The following is a 16,121-nucleotide window of genomic DNA, read 5'->3' as shown; positions in this document are numbered from 1 at the left end:
TCTGGATGGACGATGTCGGCGGCTATGGCATCGCCATCGATGGCGATGCCATAGCCGCCGACATCGTCCATCCAGAATCGCTCCTCGACGGCCGCTCGGACCGCTTCGGCCTTGGCCTCCCAGGCGTCGGCGCCCGGTTCGCCCAGCCGCCGGGCCAGGTCGGCCATCGCCCGCCAGGCGGCGAAGGCGTAGCCCTGCACTTCCACCAGGGCCACCGGTCCCTTGGGGAACTTGCCGTCGCTGTGGAAGACGGAGTCGTAGCTATCCTTCCAGCCCTGGTTCGACAGCCCCGTCTCGGCCGCGCGGGCATAGTCGATCAGCCCGTCGCCATTGGAGTCCCCATAGGTCTCCAGCCAGCCGATGGCTCTGGTCAACGCCGGCCATATCCGCCGGATCAGCGCCAGATCCCCGGTCCGCCGCGCATAGGCGCCGGCCAGGGCGACGAACAGCGGGGTGGTGTCGACCCCGCCATAGTACAGCCCGAATGGCACCTCGCCGAGCGTCGACATCTCGCCCTGACGGGTCTCGTGCATGATCTTGCCGGGCTGGCTGTCGCGGAACGGATCGGCCTGCGTCGCCTGGCGCGAGGCCAGATAGCTCAGGACCCCGGCCGCCAATCCGGGATCGAACAGCAGCATTTCCCAGGCGGTCAGAATCCCGTCCCGCCCGAATGGCGTCGAGAACCACGGAATCCCGGCGTAGGGATAGCGACCGGTCGGCAGCTCTGTGGTCAGCAACGCCAGGTCGGCCCGCGACTGCCCGGTCCAGCGGTTGAACGCGGGGCTGTCGCTGCGCGGCGTCACGCCCGCCCGGGTGCGGGTCCGCATGGCCCGGCGGGCGGCTGCGGCGGCCGTGCGGAAGCGGTCCTCGTCGGGAATGCCGTCGGCGGCCGGCCCCACCTCCAGGAACAGTTCGAAACTGGCCCGCGGCCCGAAGGCGGCCAGGAAGTCGGCGCGTTCGATGGTCAGCCGGGCAGGGGGCTCTGAAAAGGAAATGACGCTGGTCCGCGTCACGCCGTCCAGCCCTTCGTAGCGGAACGAGACGGTCCGCCCGTCCAGCGTCGGCCGCTCCAGCCGCCCACGCCTGCGCCGGGTGTTGCCACGCACTTCGAAGATGTCGCGGAAATCGGCCGCGAACTCCACGGACACCGGGGCCAGCACCTCGTCCAGGCCGTGGTTGGTGAGCCGAATGCGCTCATAGAGCCGTTCACCGTGGACCAGCCGCTGGCGTTCCACATGCAACACGCCGGGCGCAACCACCCGCCCGCCTGCCGGTGGCAGTGGCCGGTTGGCGCCGTGGAAGGTGAACATCACATTGTCGGCCGACACCCCCGAACTCAGTACGGTCGGGCTGCTGCCACCGATCAGCAGCCGCAGGCGAGACAGGGTCCGGGTATCCGCCTGGAACAGGCCGTCCGACCCGCCCAGGATGTCGCCATGCCCGTCGGCCACCAGGAAGCAGTCGCCGGCCTTCAGGGCCAGCATCTTCAAGGGGCCTTCGTTCCGCTGCTCATCGAGGACCGGGGCGATAACCGCGACGTCGTTCATGCGCCCCCTCGTCGTTTACGCTATGCGGGCCAGATTCAAGTCCGCCGAGGTATTCAACGAAGGTGGCGAGGATGTGGTTTCCCCAAACGGAAGACTCGCCAGGCGGTCGCCGTAAAGGGTGACATAGCGGCGGGCCATGGCTACGGCCGAGAAACGCAGCTCGAACCGGGCCCGGATCGCCGCCCGGTCGAGCGCCAACGCCTTGCGCACGGCGGCGACCGCATCGTCCAGGCTCTCCACCAGCCAGCCGGTTTCGCCCGGCTCGATCACCTCGGTGGTCGAACCGTTGCGCCAGGCCACCACCGGCGTGCCGCAAGCCATGGCTTCGATCATCACCAGCCCGAAGGGCTCCGGCCAGTCGATCGGGAACAGCAGCGCCTCTGCCCCGCCCAGGAAAGCGGACTTCTGCACCTCGTTGATCTCACCGATAAACTCGATGGACGGGTCGCCGGCGATCAGCGGCTCAATCACCTCGGCGAAATACTGCTTGTCGGCGTTATCCACCTTGGCGGCGATCTTCAGCGGCATCCCGGCCGCCTTGGCGATGGCGATCGCGCGGTCCGGCCGCTTCTCGGGCGAGATCCGCCCCAGGAACGCCAGGTATCCCGAGCCCCTGGGCGAATACTCCAGCAACTGGGAGGGCAGGCCGTGCTGCACCGTTCCCGCCCAGTTGGCGTGGGGCAGACCGCGCCGTTGATCATCGGAAATGGAGACCATCGGATACATCGGCCATTGCCGGTAGACCTGCGTCAGGTCCTCCAGGTCGAGCCGCCCATGCAGGGTGGTCAGCGTCCGGTGGGCGATGTCCTGGAACATCGGAAACTGGATCATGTCGGTGTGGAAGTGGATCAGGTCGAACTCATGCGCCCGGCTCCGCACTTCGGCCAGCATGGTCATGTGCGCGGCCAGGTCTGACTTGAGCGGATTGGGGTCCAGCCGGATCGCCTGCGCTCGCCCCGGACAAAGCGTTGCCTGGGTCAGGCTTTCGCCGCTGGCGAAGAGGGTGACCTCGTGGCCAAGCTCCACCAGGGCATCGGTCAGGTAGGCGACGACCCGCTCCGTACCCCCATAGAGCAGGGGCGGGACGGCTTCGTATAGGGGGGCGACTTGAGCGATTTTCACGGGGTAGCTCCAACGCGGCACAGGACCCGACGGCCGAGGTGTGAAGCGCCTGCCGGGGGTTTTGTTCCGCCCCCCGCACACCGTTCTGCCAGAAGCCCAAAACAACGGCAGTCGACAGGTTGTGTTGCCTGAAACCTCGCCTAGTATCGCCGACGGGGATGAGCCAGCCGACCACTTCCGTGCCGGGCGTATCGACCGCCGGCTCCGTGGACCCGGCGACCCTTGAGCGCGCCCACAAGGCAATGCTGGACGACAGGGCGCTGCAGCATGTCCTGCCGGCCGTGCCGCCGCCCAAACCGCCGCCGGAATGGTTGAAGGCCCTGGGCTCCTTCTTTCAGACCATGGGCCCGGCCTTCAACATCCTGCTGTGGACCGCCGCCGCGATCGTGGTCGCCCTGCTGGTCTATTTCATCGTCCGCGAGCTGTTCGGGGTCCGTCTCGGCTGGACCGGCAAGGTCAAGGGCGGCCCGACCGGCCAGACCGATTGGCGCCCGGACCGGGAACAGGCCCGCGTCCTGCTGCTCGACGCCGACGCCCTGGCCGCGGAGGGCCGCTACGACGAAGCGGTCCACATGCTTCTTCTGCGGGGCGTCGCCGAAATCATCAAACGCAAACCCCAGCTGATCGGCCCCTCCCTGACCAGTCGCGATATCGCCGCGCTTCCGGGGCTGCCGGAGGTGACCCGCCCAGCCTTCACCCTGATCGCCGAGATCGTCGAGCGCAGCTACTTCGGCGGCCGGCCGGTGGACGAGGCCGGTTGGCTGGCCGCCCGCGCCGCCTATGAGCGCCTCTTTGCGGGGCCGGCGGCGTGAGAAAGGCCCAGCCCTTCGCCCCCGCCCGCCGCGCCCGCGTCCGCGCCGGACCCTTCTCGGCCATGCTGGTCCTGTGGCTGGTGGTCATCGGCGTGCTGGCATTCATCGGCAGCCTGGTGTTCGGCGCCTTCGGGTCGGAGTGGGACAAGGGGGACGACGGCCGCGCCCACGCCCTGTCCAGGTCGGCGATCGGCTACGCGGGGGTGATCGAGCTGCTGCGCGGCACGGCGACCGACGTCGAAATCAGCCGCGAGACCCAGGTCTGGGACGAGAATTCCCTGCTGATCCTGACACCCCCCATCCATGCCGATCCCGAGACCATTGAGAAGGTGCTCTTTGACGGTCCCCGCCTGATCGTCCTGCCGAAATGGGACTCAGGCCCCTCCAGCCGCGGATGGGTGCGGGGTCGCGACACCTTCACCGACAAGGAGAGCCTGGGGCCGTTCAACGGCAAGGAGGGCCAGGCCAGGATGCAGATCCGCAAGGGCGTGGCCAAGCGGGTGCTCACCTGGGCCGATGGTCGGCCCTTCGCCCGCACGGGACCGATCGACGGCTTCCGAACCGTCACCGGCGGCGGCTTGACCCCGGTGATCGTCGACGCCAGCGGCGGCACGGTGCTGGGCCGGCTGGGCAAGGAATGGGTCCTTTCCGATCCTGACCTGCTCAACACCCATGGGATCAGTGACATCGCCACCGCCAAGGCCGGCCTGGAACTGTTGGAGGTCGCTCGAGACGGCGGCGGCCCCGTGGTCTTCGACGTGTCGCTGAACGGGCTGAAGAGCGAGCGCAATCTGCTGCAGCTGATCCTCGAGCCGCCGTTCCTGGGCGTCACCCTGGCGCTGGGCCTGGCCGCCCTGCTGCTGGCGGTCCAGGCCGCCGGCCGCTTCGGCCCCCCGCTGGAGAAGGGCAGGGCCATCGCGCTGGGCAAGCAGGGGCTGGCCGACAACTCCGCCGCCCTGATCCGCCTGGCCCGCCGTGAGCACCGGATGGTCGAGCGCTACGCCCTCTGGGTGCGCGGCGTTGCAGCCCGCGCCGTCGGCGCCCCGCCGTCCCTTGCCGAAACCGATCTGGAAGCCCTGCTCGACCGGCTGTCCGATCAGGCCGGCCAGCCCCCCTTCACCCAGCTGCGGCGCGAGGCCGCCGCTGCGCAAGACCTCGGCGCGGCCCTCAACGCCGCCCGCCGCCTGTATGCCTGGAGACTGGAGATGACCCGTGAACGTCGCTGAGGCGCAAGCCCTCGCCACCCGCATCCGCGGCGAAGTGGCCAAGACCGTGGTGGGTCAGGCCGACACCATCGACCTGATGCTGATCGCCCTGCTGGCCAAGGGCCACATTTTGCTCGAAGGCCCTCCGGGAACGGCCAAGACCCTGTTGGCCCAGACCTTCGCCCGCACCCTGGGCGTCAGCTTCGGCCGCATCCAGTTCACGCCCGACCTGATGCCCGGCGACATCGTCGGGGCCAACATCTTCAACTTCCAGACCAGCGCCTTCACCCTGACGCGCGGCCCGATCTTCTGCGACCTGCTGCTGGCCGACGAAATCAACCGCACCCCGCCGAAAACCCAGGCGGCTCTGTTGGAAGCCATGCAGGAACGCACAGTCACTCTCGACGGCGTGCGCCATGACCTGGGCGAGCGGTTCATGGTCGTCGCCACCCAGAACCCGATCGAGCAGCAGGGCGTCTATCCGCTTCCGGAAGCCCAGCTCGACCGCTTCCTGTTCAAGCAGACGCTTCCCTACCCGTCGGCCGAAGAAGAGAAGGCTATCGTCGCCCGGTTCGGCGCCCGCACCGGCCAACCTGACCCCACGGCCCTCGGCGTCGAAACCGTGGTCTCGGTCGAAGACCTGGCCGGCATCGCCGACCTGCTGGCCTCCGTCAGGCTGACCGATGAGATCGGCGGCTATGTCGTCTCCATTGCCCGCGCCACGCGGGAGTCGGCCGATTTCGAGACCGGCGTGTCGCCCCGCTGCGCCGCTATGCTGGCCGCCGCCGGCCGGGCGCGAGCGGTGCTCAACGGCCGCGACTACGTTATCCCGGACGACATCAAGGCCCTGGCCCTGCCGGCCCTCCGCCACCGGGTGATCCTGTCTCCGGCGGCCGAGATCGAGGGCCGCAAGGTCGATGACGCCCTGACCGCCCTCATCACCCAGATCGAGGCGCCTCGGTGATTTATCCCACGCGCACCGCGGTGGTCCTGACGGCGATGGGCGCACCCATCGCCGCCGTGGCCGGCGTGTTGGCGCAACAGCTGTGGCTCGTCGGGGTGGCCTGGTCGGGGCTGATGGTGCTGCTGGTCACTCTGGACGGCGGCCTCACCCGCCTGCGCCGTGCGCCGGAGGTGATCCTTGATGCGCCGGGCTCCATGGCTGTCGGGGTCGGCGCCGCCACGCGCGTGGCCGTCCGCTTCATCACCCTCTTCTCGCCCCGCAAGGCCGAGCTGATGCTGGAGGGCAACGACCTCCTGACCATCGCCCCGCGTCGGGTGATCGCGCCGGTGCGTGACAAGGAAACCGCCGCCGAACTGATCGTCACCCCCCTGCGCCGGGGCGAGGCGATGCTCGAACGGCTGTGGATCCGCTGGACCGGCCCTCTGGGCCTGGCCTGGGATCAGGTCTCACCGAGGCTGGACCACACCGCCCCGGTCACCCCCAACATCAAGGCGGTCCAGGAAGAGGCCCTGCGCCTGTTCTCCCGAGACGCCCTGCACGGCCTCAAGGAACAGATCGAGACGGGGGAGGGCAGCGAGTTCCACGCCCTGCGCGACTTCCTGGCCGGCATGGACCACCGCACCATCGACTGGAAGCAATCGGCCCGCCACGGCAAGTTGGTCAGCCAGGAGCGCCGCACCGAGCGCAACCATACGATCGTCATGGCCATCGATACCGGCCGCACCATGTGCGAGCCGGTGCGCGGCGTTCCCCGCGTGGACCGGGCGATCAACACCGCCCTGCTGCTGGCCTACATCGGCCTGGCCACCGGCGACCGGGTCGGCCTTTTCGGGTTCGATGCCCGTCCGCGCCTGTCCACCGGGGCGGTATCGGGGGTGCAGTCCTTCCCCCTGATCCAGCGGCTCGTCGCCCGCCTCGACTACGCGGCGGAAGAGACCAACTTCACCCTGGGCCTGACCACTCTGTCGGGCGACCTCGATCGTCGCTCCCTGATCATCATCTTCACCGAGTTCACCGACAGCATCGGCGCCGAGTTGATGCTGGACAATCTCAAGCGCCTGCTCAAACGCCACCTGGTGCTGTTCGTGCTGCTGCAGGACGAGGAGTTGGAGAGTCTGGCCCGCGCCGAGCCGCTGGAGGGAGCAGACGTCTCCCGCGCGGTCACCGCCGCCGCCCTGATCAAGGAGCGGGAGGTGGTCATGGTGCGCCTGCGCCGAATGGGGGTGCAACTGGTCGAGGCGCCGGTCGATCAGGTCGGACCGGCGGTGATCAACGCCTACCTCGACATCAAACGCCGCAACCTGCTGTAGGGAACGATCGATGGCCGTCCTCCAGCTCAAGAGCCACCAGTTCCGCCAGGAGCGCGAAGCCGACTGGCGCCGCCTGAACTTCCTGCTCGAAAAGGTCGAGCAGAAGGGGCCCAGGTCCCTGACCGACGACCAGCTGCTGGCCATCCCCGTCCTCTACCGTTCTGCCCTGTCCAGCCTGTCGGTGGCCCGCGCCACCTCGCTGGACCAGGCCCTGGTCGACTATCTGGAAGGTCTCTGCGCCCGCGCCTACTTCCTGGTCTACGGCGCACGGCCCCGGCTCGGGGAGCGCATCGCCGGCTACTTCGCCACCGGCTGGTCGAATGGGGTCAAGTCGATCTGGAAGGAGACCCTGGTCTCCGCCGCTATCACCATCCTGGCAGGGGTGGTCGGCTATCTGATGGTCGCCCAGAACCCCGACTGGTTCTATGCGATGGTCGATCCGCAGATGGCCGGCGGCCGCGATCCCACCGCCAGCGCCGAGTTCCTGCGCAAGACCCTCTACGACAAGCCCGACGACACCAACGAGCTGTCTGCCTTCGCCGCCATGTTGTTCACCCACAACGCCCAGATCAGCCTGTTCGCGTTCGCGCTGGGTTTCGCCTTCTGCGTCCCCACCGCCATGCTGCTGATGTCTAACGGCGTGCTTCTCGGCGCCATGGTCCAGGTGTTTGCCAGCAAGGGCCTGGGCTTCGAGTTCGCCGGCTGGCTGATGATCCACGGGGTGACAGAGCTCTTCGCCATCATCATAGCCGGCGCGGCGGGCTTCAAGATCGGCCTGGCCGTGGCCTTCCCCGGTGAGAAAACCCGCCTCGACTCCGCCGCGGAGGCGGGCAGGGCGACCGGCGCGGTCATGGCCGGGGTGGTCATCATGCTGCTGATCGCCGGCCTGCTGGAGGGACTCGGGCGCCAGCTGATCACCTCCGACGTCCTCCGCTACAGCATCGGCATCGGTTCAGGCGTCCTGTGGCTGGCCTACTTCTACCTGCCCCGGCCGCGTCGTCTCGAAAAGGGGAGGGCCGCCAATGTCGACCTATGATCCCGTCGAGCGGGCCGAGGCCGCCCTCCGCCGCTCGCTGGTCACGCCCGAGGGAGTCGACCTCAACCTGCGCATCGGCGACGCGGGCCAGCGGGCCGGGGCCTTCATCATCGACTGGCTGATCCAGATCGTCACCCTGGTGCTGTTCTCCTGGCTGTGCCTGTCGATCCTGGGGGCTCTGGGCATGAAGGGGCTGACCCACGTCTACATCGTCTGGGCGCTCGGCTCCTTCTTCCTGCGCAACGCCTGGTTCATCGGCTTCGAACTGTCGCCGCGCGCCGCCACCATCGGCAAGCGGATCATGGGCCTGCGGGTCGCCGCGCGGGACGGCGGCCGGCTGACCGCCGAGGCGGTGATCACCCGCAACATCATGCGCGAGATCGAGTTCGCCACCCCGGTCACCCTGCTGCTCATCGGCTCGTTCTCGGGCGGCGCCGAGGGGATGACCGCGCTGTTGATCGCCATATGGACCGGGATCTTCCTGTTCTTCCCGCTGTTCAACAAGGATCGCCTGCGGGCCGGCGACCTGGTGGCCGGCACCTGGGTGGTCCGGACCCCCAAGCGCTCGCTGCTGCCGGATATGGCCGCCGCCGGAACCGGCGCCAACAGCCGCTTCGCCTTCACCAGCAAACAGCTGGACGCTTACGGCGTGAAGGAACTCCATGTCCTCGAACAGGTCCTGCGCACCCGCGATCGCAAGACCATGGCCGCCGTCGCCCAGCGCATCCGCCGGAAGATCGACTGGCAGCCATACCCCGACGAAAGCGACGCCGAATTCCTCGATGCCTACTACACCGCCCTAAGGGCGCGACTGGAACAGCGGATGCTGCTGGGGCATCGTCGCAAGGACAAGTTCGACAAGGCCTGAGGAGGCGTCCATGCGAGAACTGGCGGTGATCTTCGGCGGCATCCTGGCCCTTGTGGCCGGGCCGGCGCTGGCCGAGCCGACCGAAGTGGTCGTGCGGGTGCTGAGCAAGGACGCCAAGTTCATCGGAACCTCGATGGGCGGGGTCAGGATTGAGCTGACGACCGTGACCGACGACAAGCGCCTGCTGGCGGAAGGAAAGACCGTGGGCGGGACCGGGGACACCGAGCGTCTCGTCGTCCAGCCGAAAGAACGCCACGCCGTGTTGGCCGGTGAGGGCGATGCAGCCTTCCGGACGACCTTGGACATTACCGAGCCGACCCTGGTTCGGGTCACCGCCACCGGCCCTGGCAAGCCGGGCGTTGGAAGCGACCCGGTCGCGGTCAGCACCATGCGCTGGCTGTTGCCTGGCCAGAAGCCGGTCGGAGACGGCTGGGTGATCGAGATGCCTGGCCTGGCCGTCAACGTGGTGGCCATGCCCAGCAAAGAGACCCTCACCCTGGAGGCCACGGTCACGCTGATGTGCGGCTGTCCGGTGACGCCTGGTGGTCTCTGGAACGCGGACCACTACACGGTCACCGCCTGGATCAGGCCAGACAGCGGCGGCGAGGCGGTCACTGTGCCGATGACATACGCAGGGGAGCCCTCGACCTTTACGGTGCAGTTTCCGATGAAGGCCGGGGTCGAGGCGTATTCGGTAACGGTCACCGCGACCGAGTCGGACGCCGGAAACACAGGCGTGTCGACAGTAGGTGTACTGCGCTAAAGGCTCTGCCCGTCGTCCACCGTCACCACGCTGCCGGTGACCGACTTCGACGCGTCGCTGGTCAGCCAGGTGATGACCGGGTCAAGGTCGCTTTGCTCCATCAGGCGGCGGCGCGGGAAGCCGGCTACCTGCTTCTTGCCACCCTCGGCCGCGAACCAGTCGCTGTTGATCTCGGTCTCGATGTAGCCGGGGCAGACCACGTTGACGCAGATGCCCCGGTTGGCCCACTCGCGGGCCAGGGCCTTGCCCATGTGGGCCACCGCCGCCTTTGAGGCGCAGTAGGCGGCCAGGCCCGGCAGCACCGTGTGGGCGCCGATCGAGGCGATGAGCACGATCCGGCCTCGGCCGCTCTCCTTGCTGCCGGCCGCGATCATCCGGCGCGCGCCCTCGCGGGCGGTCAGGAAGGCGCCGGTGACGTTGATATCGAGGACGGTGCGGAATTCCTCGACCGGGATGTCGACCGCCATGCCCTCGTTGTTCATGCCGGCGTTGGCGATCACCGTGTCGATCGGGCCAAGCTCCGCCTCGGCGGCGGTGAAGGCGGCAATGACGCTGGCCTCGTCCTGGACATCCATCGCGAAGGCGGCGGCCGTGCCGCCGGCGGCGGTGAGTTCGCCCACCAGGTCGGCCAGCCGGTCGGTGCGGCGGGCGCAGACGGCGACCTTGGCCCCGGCGGCGGCCAGGATGATTGCGAACCGCCGGCCCAGCCCGGACGAGGCGCCGGTGATCAGAACGGTGCGGCCGGCGTGGGTCTGGGTCATGGGTTTCTCCAACGTCTGTGCAGCCTCTGCCGCGCTTACGCAGGGTTCGGCAAGAGCGAGGCCGGACGACGGCCAATTGTCGATTATTGACAATAAGGAATGCTGGGCTCAGTCTGGGCATGGCCGCGCCTCGACGCGCGATCCAGCAGAACCCGAAGGAGGAAGACAGTATGGCCGCCACAGTGCTAATTTCCGTCGACACCGGTCGCGACTACGTCACTGGGGCGACCAGTCACGACCGGATCATGGACGTGCGCATCTACACCCCGGATACGCCCGGAACTTATCCGGTGATCTTCTACAGCCACGGCAACACCACCAACCCTGGCATCGCCGAGGCAACGCCCGAGGCGCTGGCGGCCCAGGGCTATATCGTTGTCTGCCCGACCCACCTGGACAGCTACGCCGATCTGCTGACCGCCCTCTATTTCCCACGCTCGGATCCCCAGTCGACGGTCGAGCGGGTGCTGGACATGAAGTTCCTCGCCGCCAATGCGGCCGATCTGCTGGCCGATAACCTGCCGGCCGGGTTCGTGGCCGACCTGGAGACTCCGATTATCGCCGGCCACAGCCAAGGCGCCTTCACCGCCCAACTGCTGATCGGGACCGACAGCGCCCAGGCCGCCTACGCCGGCTCGCACGAGCCCTTCTATGAGGCCGCCATCCTGATCTCGCCCCAGGGCGTGCCGACCAGCGCCCTCTATCCGGTGTTCGGCGAGTCCAAGGCCGAAGCCGCGACCATGATCAACGCCGAGTACTGGACCGGCCTCTATTATGAAAACGCCACCAACAACAGCTGGACCAATGTCACCGTCCCGGTTCTGACCCTGACCGGCACGGGCGACACCGGCGACGCCGGCCAGACGGTTCAGCACCGGAAGGACGCCTTCGAATTCTCGCCCGGCGGCAACAAGCACCTGGCGGTCATCGACGGCGCCAATCATATCGACATGGGCACTGGGGCCGCCGCCGACGAGGTCGGCGAACTGTCGGGCGACTTCCTCGACATCTACGTCCACGGCGACACCGTGGTCCGCGACCAGTTCATCGATGTCGAGACTTACGCCGGCGCGCGACCCTATCTGGCGGAATTCTATGAGAAGTTCGGGGCCGACAACGGCCACGGCTTCATCCGTGACTGGGGCGCTACCCGTATCGGCGCCGACACCGACGATCGCATCCTGGCCGGCGGCGGGACCGACACCATGACCGGCGGCGCCGGCGCCGACGTCTTCGTCTTCAATCCCGGGGACAGCGGGGTTCTGGCCCTGACGCGGGACAAGGTCACCGACTTCGACGATGCCGGGAACGACTTGATTGACCTGACCGGGTTCGGGGACCTGACCTGGATCGGCCAGGCGGCCTTCAGCGCCGCGGGGCAGGTGAGGGCGGTCCAGTCGGGCGCCCACGTCCTGGTTCAGATCAACACCACCGGCGCGGGGACGGCCGAGTCGGTGATCGAGCTCAGCAACACCAGCCTCTCCCAGATCGCCGCCGACGATTTTTGGCTTCTCTGAACGCCCCGTACCCCTCGACTCCCTTGGGGCGTTGACCGGGGACATCATTCAACCATATGGTTGAATGATGTCCCCGGCTCCTTCCGACCTCGATGCGACCTTGACGGCCCTGGCCGATCCGACGCGCCGCGCCATTCTCGCCCGGCTGACCCTCGGCGAGACGCGGGTCACTGAGCTGGCGAGGCCCTTCGACCTCTCCCTCAACGCCGTCTCCAAGCACATCCGGATGCTGGAACGCGGTGGCCTCATCCGCCGCCGTCGCGCCGGCCGCGAACACCTGCTTTCGTTGGATCCAACTCCCCTCGACGCCGCCGGTGAGTGGATCGCCGTCCAGAAGGCGGCCTGGTCCGCCCGCCTCGCCCTGCTCGACGACATCCTCCAAGACGAAGACCGGAAGGGCACGATCCCATGACCGACCTGGTCAGACTGTCCGTCAGCCACCGCTATTCCGCCTCGCCCGAGCGGGTGTTCGACGCCTGGCTCGATCCGGAAAAAGCCGGCCACTTCCTGTTCGCCACCCCCGGCGGGCGGATGACCAGGGTCGAGATCGACCCGGTCGTCGGCGGCGGCTTCACCATCACCGAACAGCGCGGCGAGGTCGAAGCCGAGCATGTGGGCCGCTACCTGGAGATCGACCGCCCCCGCCGTCTGGTCTTCGAGTTCGGCGTCCCCGCCTATTCGTCGGAGATGGGCCGCGTCGAGATCGACATCGCCCCGTTGGAAGCCGGCTGCCGCCTGACCCTCACCGCCTGGGTCGATCCCGAGTACGCCGACCGAACCGAGCAGGACTGGACGAAGATCCTCGCGGGCCTCGAGACCGTCTTCTGATGGGAACTGGTCGGGACGCGTAGCAGCCAACCGTTCCCAGCACTTGCGGTTCCGCTCGCCACGCCGCATCACTCCAGCATCACCGTGGCCCGGGGAGGGGACCATGCCCACCCTGTTGTCCGTCCAGTACCTGCGCGCCCTGGCGGCCTTCGCGGTCGCCGCCTTCCACACCCTGCAATGGGCCCGGATCGATTTCGACATCGGCGCCGCCGGGGTCGACGTGTTCTTCGTGATCAGCGGCTTCATCATGTGGCGCACCACCGAGGGGCGGGAGACGCGCCCGCTGGAGTTCCTGCGCCGCCGCGCCATCCGGATCGTGCCCCTCTACTGGACCGTCACCCTGGGCCTCGCCGCCGCCGCCCTGCTCTGGCCCGCCCGATTCACCGATGTGCAGCCGACCTGGGACCATGTGCTTCAGTCCCTGGCCTTCATCCAGCACCGCAACCCCGCCGGTCTTCCGTTCCCGATCCTCGCCCCCGGATGGACCCTCAACTATGAGGCCGTCTTCTACCTGATCTTCGCCGCCTGCCTGCTGATCCCCAGGGCCAGCCGCCTGCTGGTCCTGACCTGCGTCCTCATGGCGCTCGGCTTCGGCGGTTTCTTCCACCCGCCGGCTTACGAGATGCTGGCCAATCCGATGATCCTCGAATTCCTGGCCGGCGTCCTCTGGGCAAAGGCGATGAACACCGGGGTCTCGCCCGGCCGGGGCGCAGGCTGGGCCATCTTCGGGGCGGGGCTGGCCTGGTATATCACCATGTACTTTACCCAGGCCGAGTGGGACCTGTGGCGGCCGCTGTTCTGGGGCTTCCCGGCGCTGCTGCTGGTCATCGGCCTGACCAGCGTCGAAGCCGACGGCGGCCTGCTCGACCTTGCCCCGCTCCGGACCCTGGGCGACGCCTCATACAGTCTCTACCTGACCCACCCCCTGGTCATCGGCGCCATGGCGGTTAGCTTCGGGGTCTGGCATGTCTGGTTCGTACCGGTCGCCCTCGGCCTGGCCTGCGCCGTTGGGTGGCTGTCCTGGCGCTTCTTCGAACGCCCCATCACCGACCGTCTCAAAGGGCCGTTGCCTGACGCCACGTCGCCCGATCATACTGACTCTCAACGCCGCGCATCAGACACGGCGAACTGAGAGCTTGGGAGAACGAGGGATGGGCGCCAATCGCGCGATCTGGGCTGCTGTGGCGGCCGCGAGCCTGGTGCTGGCCGCCTGCGGCCAGGGCGGTGGCAAGGTGACCGGCGAACGCATCGCCGCCGCCGACAGCAAGGCCGGCGAGTGGGTCACCCACGGCCGCACCTATTCCGAACAGCGGTTCAGTCCGCTTGACAAGATCAACGCCGGCAACGTCCAGCAGCTGGGCCTGGCCTGGTCCTTCGACCTGCCGGAGAACCGGGGTATCGAGGCGACGCCCCTGGTCGCCGACGGGGTGATGTACACCACCAGCGCCTGGTCGGTGGTCCGCGCCTTCGACGCCCGTAATGGCAAGCTGCTCTGGGAGCACGACCCCAAGGTGCCGCGCGCGACGGGGGTGAAGGCCTGCTGCGACAGCGTCAACCGCGGCGTCGCCCTGTGGGGGAACAAGGTCTACTACGGCACCCTGGACGGCCGCCTGGAGGCGCTGGACGCCAAGACTGGCAAGGTCGTCTGGTCCAAGGTCACCGTCGATCAGTCCAAGCCCTACACCATCACCGGCGCCCCGCGCGTGGTGAAAGGCAAGGTGCTGATCGGCAACGGCGGCGCCGAGCTGGGCGTACGCGGCTACCTCTCGGCCTATGACGCCGAGACCGGCGACATGGCCTGGCGCTTCTACACCGTGCCCGGCGAGAAGGAGACCGACGGCGCTGCCTCCGACAAGGCGATGAAGGACGTCGCCCGCAAGACCTGGAACGGCGAGTTCTGGAAGATCGGCGGGGGCGGCACGGTCTGGGATTCCATGGCCTACGATCCCGAGCTCGACCTGCTCTACATCGGCGTCGGCAACGGCTCCCCCTGGAACCGCGACATCCGCAGCCCGGGCGGCGGCGACAACCTGTTCCTGTCCTCGATCGTGGCCCTCAAGCCGGAGACCGGCGAATATGTCTGGCACTACCAGACCACTCCGGGCGAAAGCTGGGACTACACCGCCACCCAGCACATCGTCCTGGCCGACCTGACCATCGAGGGCCAGCCGCGCAAGGTGCTGATGCAGGCGCCCAAGAACGGCTTCTTCTATGTGCTCGACCGCGCCAACGGGAAGCTGATCTCGGCCGAGAAGTACGTCGCCGGGGTCAACTGGGCGACCCATATCGATAAGGCCACCGGCCGTCCCGTAGAGGCGCCCGGCGCCCGATACGAGAAGACCGCGCACTTGTCGAACCCGGGGCCACTGGGCGCCCACAACTGGCACCCGATGGCCTTCAGCCCGAAGACGGGGCTGGTCTATATCCCCGCCAACGAAATCCCCTTCCCCTACATGCAGCCGGGCGGGGACGTGACCAGCTTCAAGTACCGGTCCAAGGGCTGGAACGTCGGCATCGACTTCCTGGTCGCCGGCCTGCCGGACGACGAGGCCCAGCTGAAGGCGATCCGCGCCTCCCTGAAGGGCCGGCTGGTCGCCTGGGACCCGATCACCCAGAAAGAAAAATGGTCGGTCGAGTACGACGGCCCCTGGAACGGCGGCCTGATGGCCACGGCCGGCGGCCTAGTCTTCCAGGGCAGCGCCACCGGCGAGTTCGCCGCCTTCGACGCCGGCACCGGCAAGAAGCTGTGGGGCTTCGACGCCCAGACCGGTGTGATCGCCCCCTCGATGACCTATGAGATCGACGGCGAGCAGTACATCGCCCTGATGGCCGGCTACGGCGGCGGCTTCGCTGTTTCGGCCGGGGCCGGGGTCGACCCGCGCTCGGAAGGCCCGCGCCGCCTTCTGGTCTTCAAGCTCGGCGGCAAGCAACAACTGCCCGCCCGGCCGGTCTCGACCCGCGAGTTCCCGGACCTGCCGACCACCCCCGGCACGCCCCAGCAGATCGCCATGGGCACCGCCGCCTACGCCGCCAACTGCGGCGTCTGCCACGGCGCCAGCGGCGTCTCCAACTTCTCCATCCCCGACCTGCGCTACTCGCCGGCCACCACCGACAAGGCGGTGTTCAAGAGCATCGTCATAGACGGCGACCGGCAGGAGCAGGGGATGGTGTCGTTCAAGGAGCTTGTGAGCGAGGAGGAAGCGGAATCCATCCGCCAGTACCTCCTCGACCTCGCCCGACGACAGAAGGCGCGGACGGACGCGTCAAAGGCGGGAACAAAGACCGGCTGAGGCGAACCGTCGCCGCTCTGCGGAGTTCTGCTCGCTCGAAGCCGGCATCCGCCGGTCGAGGGTTTGCGGCCGGGCGTTGCCGCGCTAGGGGCTAGCCC

15 protein-coding genes are annotated in these 16,121 nt (G+C 68.1%); 12 read left to right on the top strand and 3 right to left on the bottom strand.

The genetic code is table 11. The annotated features are described in order from the left end of the window. Both GVN21_RS12950 and GVN21_RS12945 read right to left on the bottom strand, forming a co-directional pair. Positions 1-1,547, bottom strand: a 1,547-nt coding sequence (locus GVN21_RS12950; RefSeq protein ID WP_166575170.1) for a glycogen debranching N-terminal domain-containing protein, incomplete at its 3' end; no start/stop codon positions are given. A gap of 15 nt (positions 1,548-1,562) precedes the next feature. After that, on the bottom strand, positions 1,563-2,669 hold the full coding sequence (locus GVN21_RS12945; RefSeq protein WP_166575169.1) for a glycosyltransferase family 4 protein: 1,107 nt from the start codon (positions 2,667-2,669) through the stop codon (positions 1,563-1,565). Positions 2,670-2,827: 158 nt separating this feature from the next. Here GVN21_RS12945 and GVN21_RS12940 point away from each other — a divergent pair, with 158 nt between their 5' ends. From GVN21_RS12940 to GVN21_RS12910, 7 genes are read left to right on the top strand one after another with little or no spacing between them, the layout of a single operon-like run. Further along, positions 2,828-3,481, top strand: a complete 654-nt coding sequence (locus GVN21_RS12940; RefSeq protein WP_166575168.1) for a DUF4129 domain-containing protein — start codon at positions 2,828-2,830, stop codon at positions 3,479-3,481. Further along, positions 3,478-4,707: a hypothetical protein gene (locus GVN21_RS12935; RefSeq protein ID WP_166575167.1), complete on the top strand. Its 1,230-nt coding sequence runs from the start codon at positions 3,478-3,480 to the stop codon at positions 4,705-4,707. Before GVN21_RS12940 ends, GVN21_RS12935 begins: the two co-directional genes overlap by 4 nt. Continuing rightward, positions 4,694-5,650 carry a MoxR family ATPase gene (locus GVN21_RS21380; protein ID WP_166575166.1) on the top strand — a complete coding sequence of 319 codons (957 nt, stop codon included), beginning with the start codon at positions 4,694-4,696 and terminating at the stop codon, positions 5,648-5,650. Before GVN21_RS12935 ends, GVN21_RS21380 begins: the two co-directional genes overlap by 14 nt. Beyond that, complete coding sequence (locus GVN21_RS12925) at positions 5,647-6,960, top strand: DUF58 domain-containing protein (RefSeq protein ID WP_166575165.1); 1,314 nt, start codon at positions 5,647-5,649, stop codon at positions 6,958-6,960. The genes GVN21_RS21380 and GVN21_RS12925 overlap by 4 nt, the downstream gene beginning before the upstream one ends. A gap of 10 nt (positions 6,961-6,970) precedes the next feature. Next, positions 6,971-7,996 carry a stage II sporulation protein M gene (locus GVN21_RS12920; protein WP_166575164.1) on the top strand — a complete coding sequence of 342 codons (1,026 nt, stop codon included), beginning with the start codon at positions 6,971-6,973 and terminating at the stop codon, positions 7,994-7,996. Further along, positions 7,983-8,864, top strand: coding sequence for an RDD family protein (locus tag GVN21_RS12915; RefSeq protein WP_166575163.1), 882 nt, complete (start codon positions 7,983-7,985; stop codon positions 8,862-8,864). Before GVN21_RS12920 ends, GVN21_RS12915 begins: the two co-directional genes overlap by 14 nt. A gap of 10 nt (positions 8,865-8,874) precedes the next feature. Beyond that, positions 8,875-9,627 (top strand): hypothetical protein, encoded by a 753-nt coding sequence (locus GVN21_RS12910; protein WP_166575162.1) that lies wholly within the window; start codon positions 8,875-8,877, stop codon positions 9,625-9,627. On the opposite strand, the gene GVN21_RS12905 is transcribed toward GVN21_RS12910, so the two are convergent. Next, complete coding sequence (locus tag GVN21_RS12905; RefSeq protein WP_166575161.1) at positions 9,624-10,388, bottom strand: SDR family NAD(P)-dependent oxidoreductase; 765 nt, start codon at positions 10,386-10,388, stop codon at positions 9,624-9,626. The two genes, GVN21_RS12910 and GVN21_RS12905, sit on opposite strands and share 4 nt — an antisense overlap. 170 nt (positions 10,389-10,558) lie before the next feature. On the opposite strand from GVN21_RS12905, the gene GVN21_RS12900 reads away from it, so the two are divergent. From GVN21_RS12900 to GVN21_RS12880, 5 genes are all read left to right on the top strand, one after another. Then, the gene (locus GVN21_RS12900; protein WP_166575160.1) at positions 10,559-11,905 is read left to right on the top strand and encodes a hypothetical protein; all 1,347 of its coding nucleotides are present in this window, start codon (positions 10,559-10,561) and stop codon (positions 11,903-11,905) included. Positions 11,906-11,972: 67 nt separating this feature from the next. Then, positions 11,973-12,317 (top strand): metalloregulator ArsR/SmtB family transcription factor, encoded by a 345-nt coding sequence (locus GVN21_RS12895; protein ID WP_205690069.1) that lies wholly within the window; start codon positions 11,973-11,975, stop codon positions 12,315-12,317. After that, on the top strand, positions 12,314-12,733 hold the full coding sequence (locus tag GVN21_RS12890; RefSeq protein ID WP_166575158.1) for an SRPBCC family protein: 420 nt from the start codon (positions 12,314-12,316) through the stop codon (positions 12,731-12,733). The genes GVN21_RS12895 and GVN21_RS12890 overlap by 4 nt, the downstream gene beginning before the upstream one ends. Before the next feature lie 103 nt (positions 12,734-12,836). Beyond that, positions 12,837-13,865, top strand: a complete 1,029-nt coding sequence (locus GVN21_RS12885; protein WP_166575157.1) for an acyltransferase — start codon at positions 12,837-12,839, stop codon at positions 13,863-13,865. Positions 13,866-13,884: 19 nt separating this feature from the next. Beyond that, positions 13,885-16,023, top strand: a complete 2,139-nt coding sequence (locus GVN21_RS12880; protein ID WP_166575156.1) for a PQQ-dependent dehydrogenase, methanol/ethanol family — start codon at positions 13,885-13,887, stop codon at positions 16,021-16,023. Positions 16,024-16,121 lie beyond the last annotated feature (98 nt).

It is taken from the genome of Caulobacter sp. SLTY (assembly GCF_009905535.1).
In the GTDB taxonomy this organism is placed as follows: Bacteria; Pseudomonadota; Alphaproteobacteria; order Caulobacterales; family Caulobacteraceae; genus Caulobacter.
This window is presented reverse-complemented; position numbering and strand designations above follow the sequence as displayed.

Coding starts and splice junctions, on each gene's coding strand:
- GVN21_RS12940 (WP_166575168.1), top strand. CDS start 2,828: ATGAGCCAGCCGACCACTTCCGTGCCGGGCGTATCGACCGCCGGCTCC.
- GVN21_RS12880 (WP_166575156.1), top strand. CDS start 13,885: ATGGGCGCCAATCGCGCGATCTGGGCTGCTGTGGCGGCCGCGAGCCTG.
- GVN21_RS12895 (WP_205690069.1), top strand. CDS start 11,973: ATGTCCCCGGCTCCTTCCGACCTCGATGCGACCTTGACGGCCCTGGCC.
- GVN21_RS12915 (WP_166575163.1), top strand. CDS start 7,983: ATGTCGACCTATGATCCCGTCGAGCGGGCCGAGGCCGCCCTCCGCCGC.
- GVN21_RS12900 (WP_166575160.1), top strand. CDS start 10,559: ATGGCCGCCACAGTGCTAATTTCCGTCGACACCGGTCGCGACTACGTC.
- GVN21_RS12920 (WP_166575164.1), top strand. CDS start 6,971: ATGGCCGTCCTCCAGCTCAAGAGCCACCAGTTCCGCCAGGAGCGCGAA.
- GVN21_RS12890 (WP_166575158.1), top strand. CDS start 12,314: ATGACCGACCTGGTCAGACTGTCCGTCAGCCACCGCTATTCCGCCTCG.
- GVN21_RS12910 (WP_166575162.1), top strand. CDS start 8,875: ATGCGAGAACTGGCGGTGATCTTCGGCGGCATCCTGGCCCTTGTGGCC.
- GVN21_RS12905 (WP_166575161.1), bottom strand. CDS start 10,388: ATGACCCAGACCCACGCCGGCCGCACCGTTCTGATCACCGGCGCCTCG.
- GVN21_RS12885 (WP_166575157.1), top strand. CDS start 12,837: ATGCCCACCCTGTTGTCCGTCCAGTACCTGCGCGCCCTGGCGGCCTTC.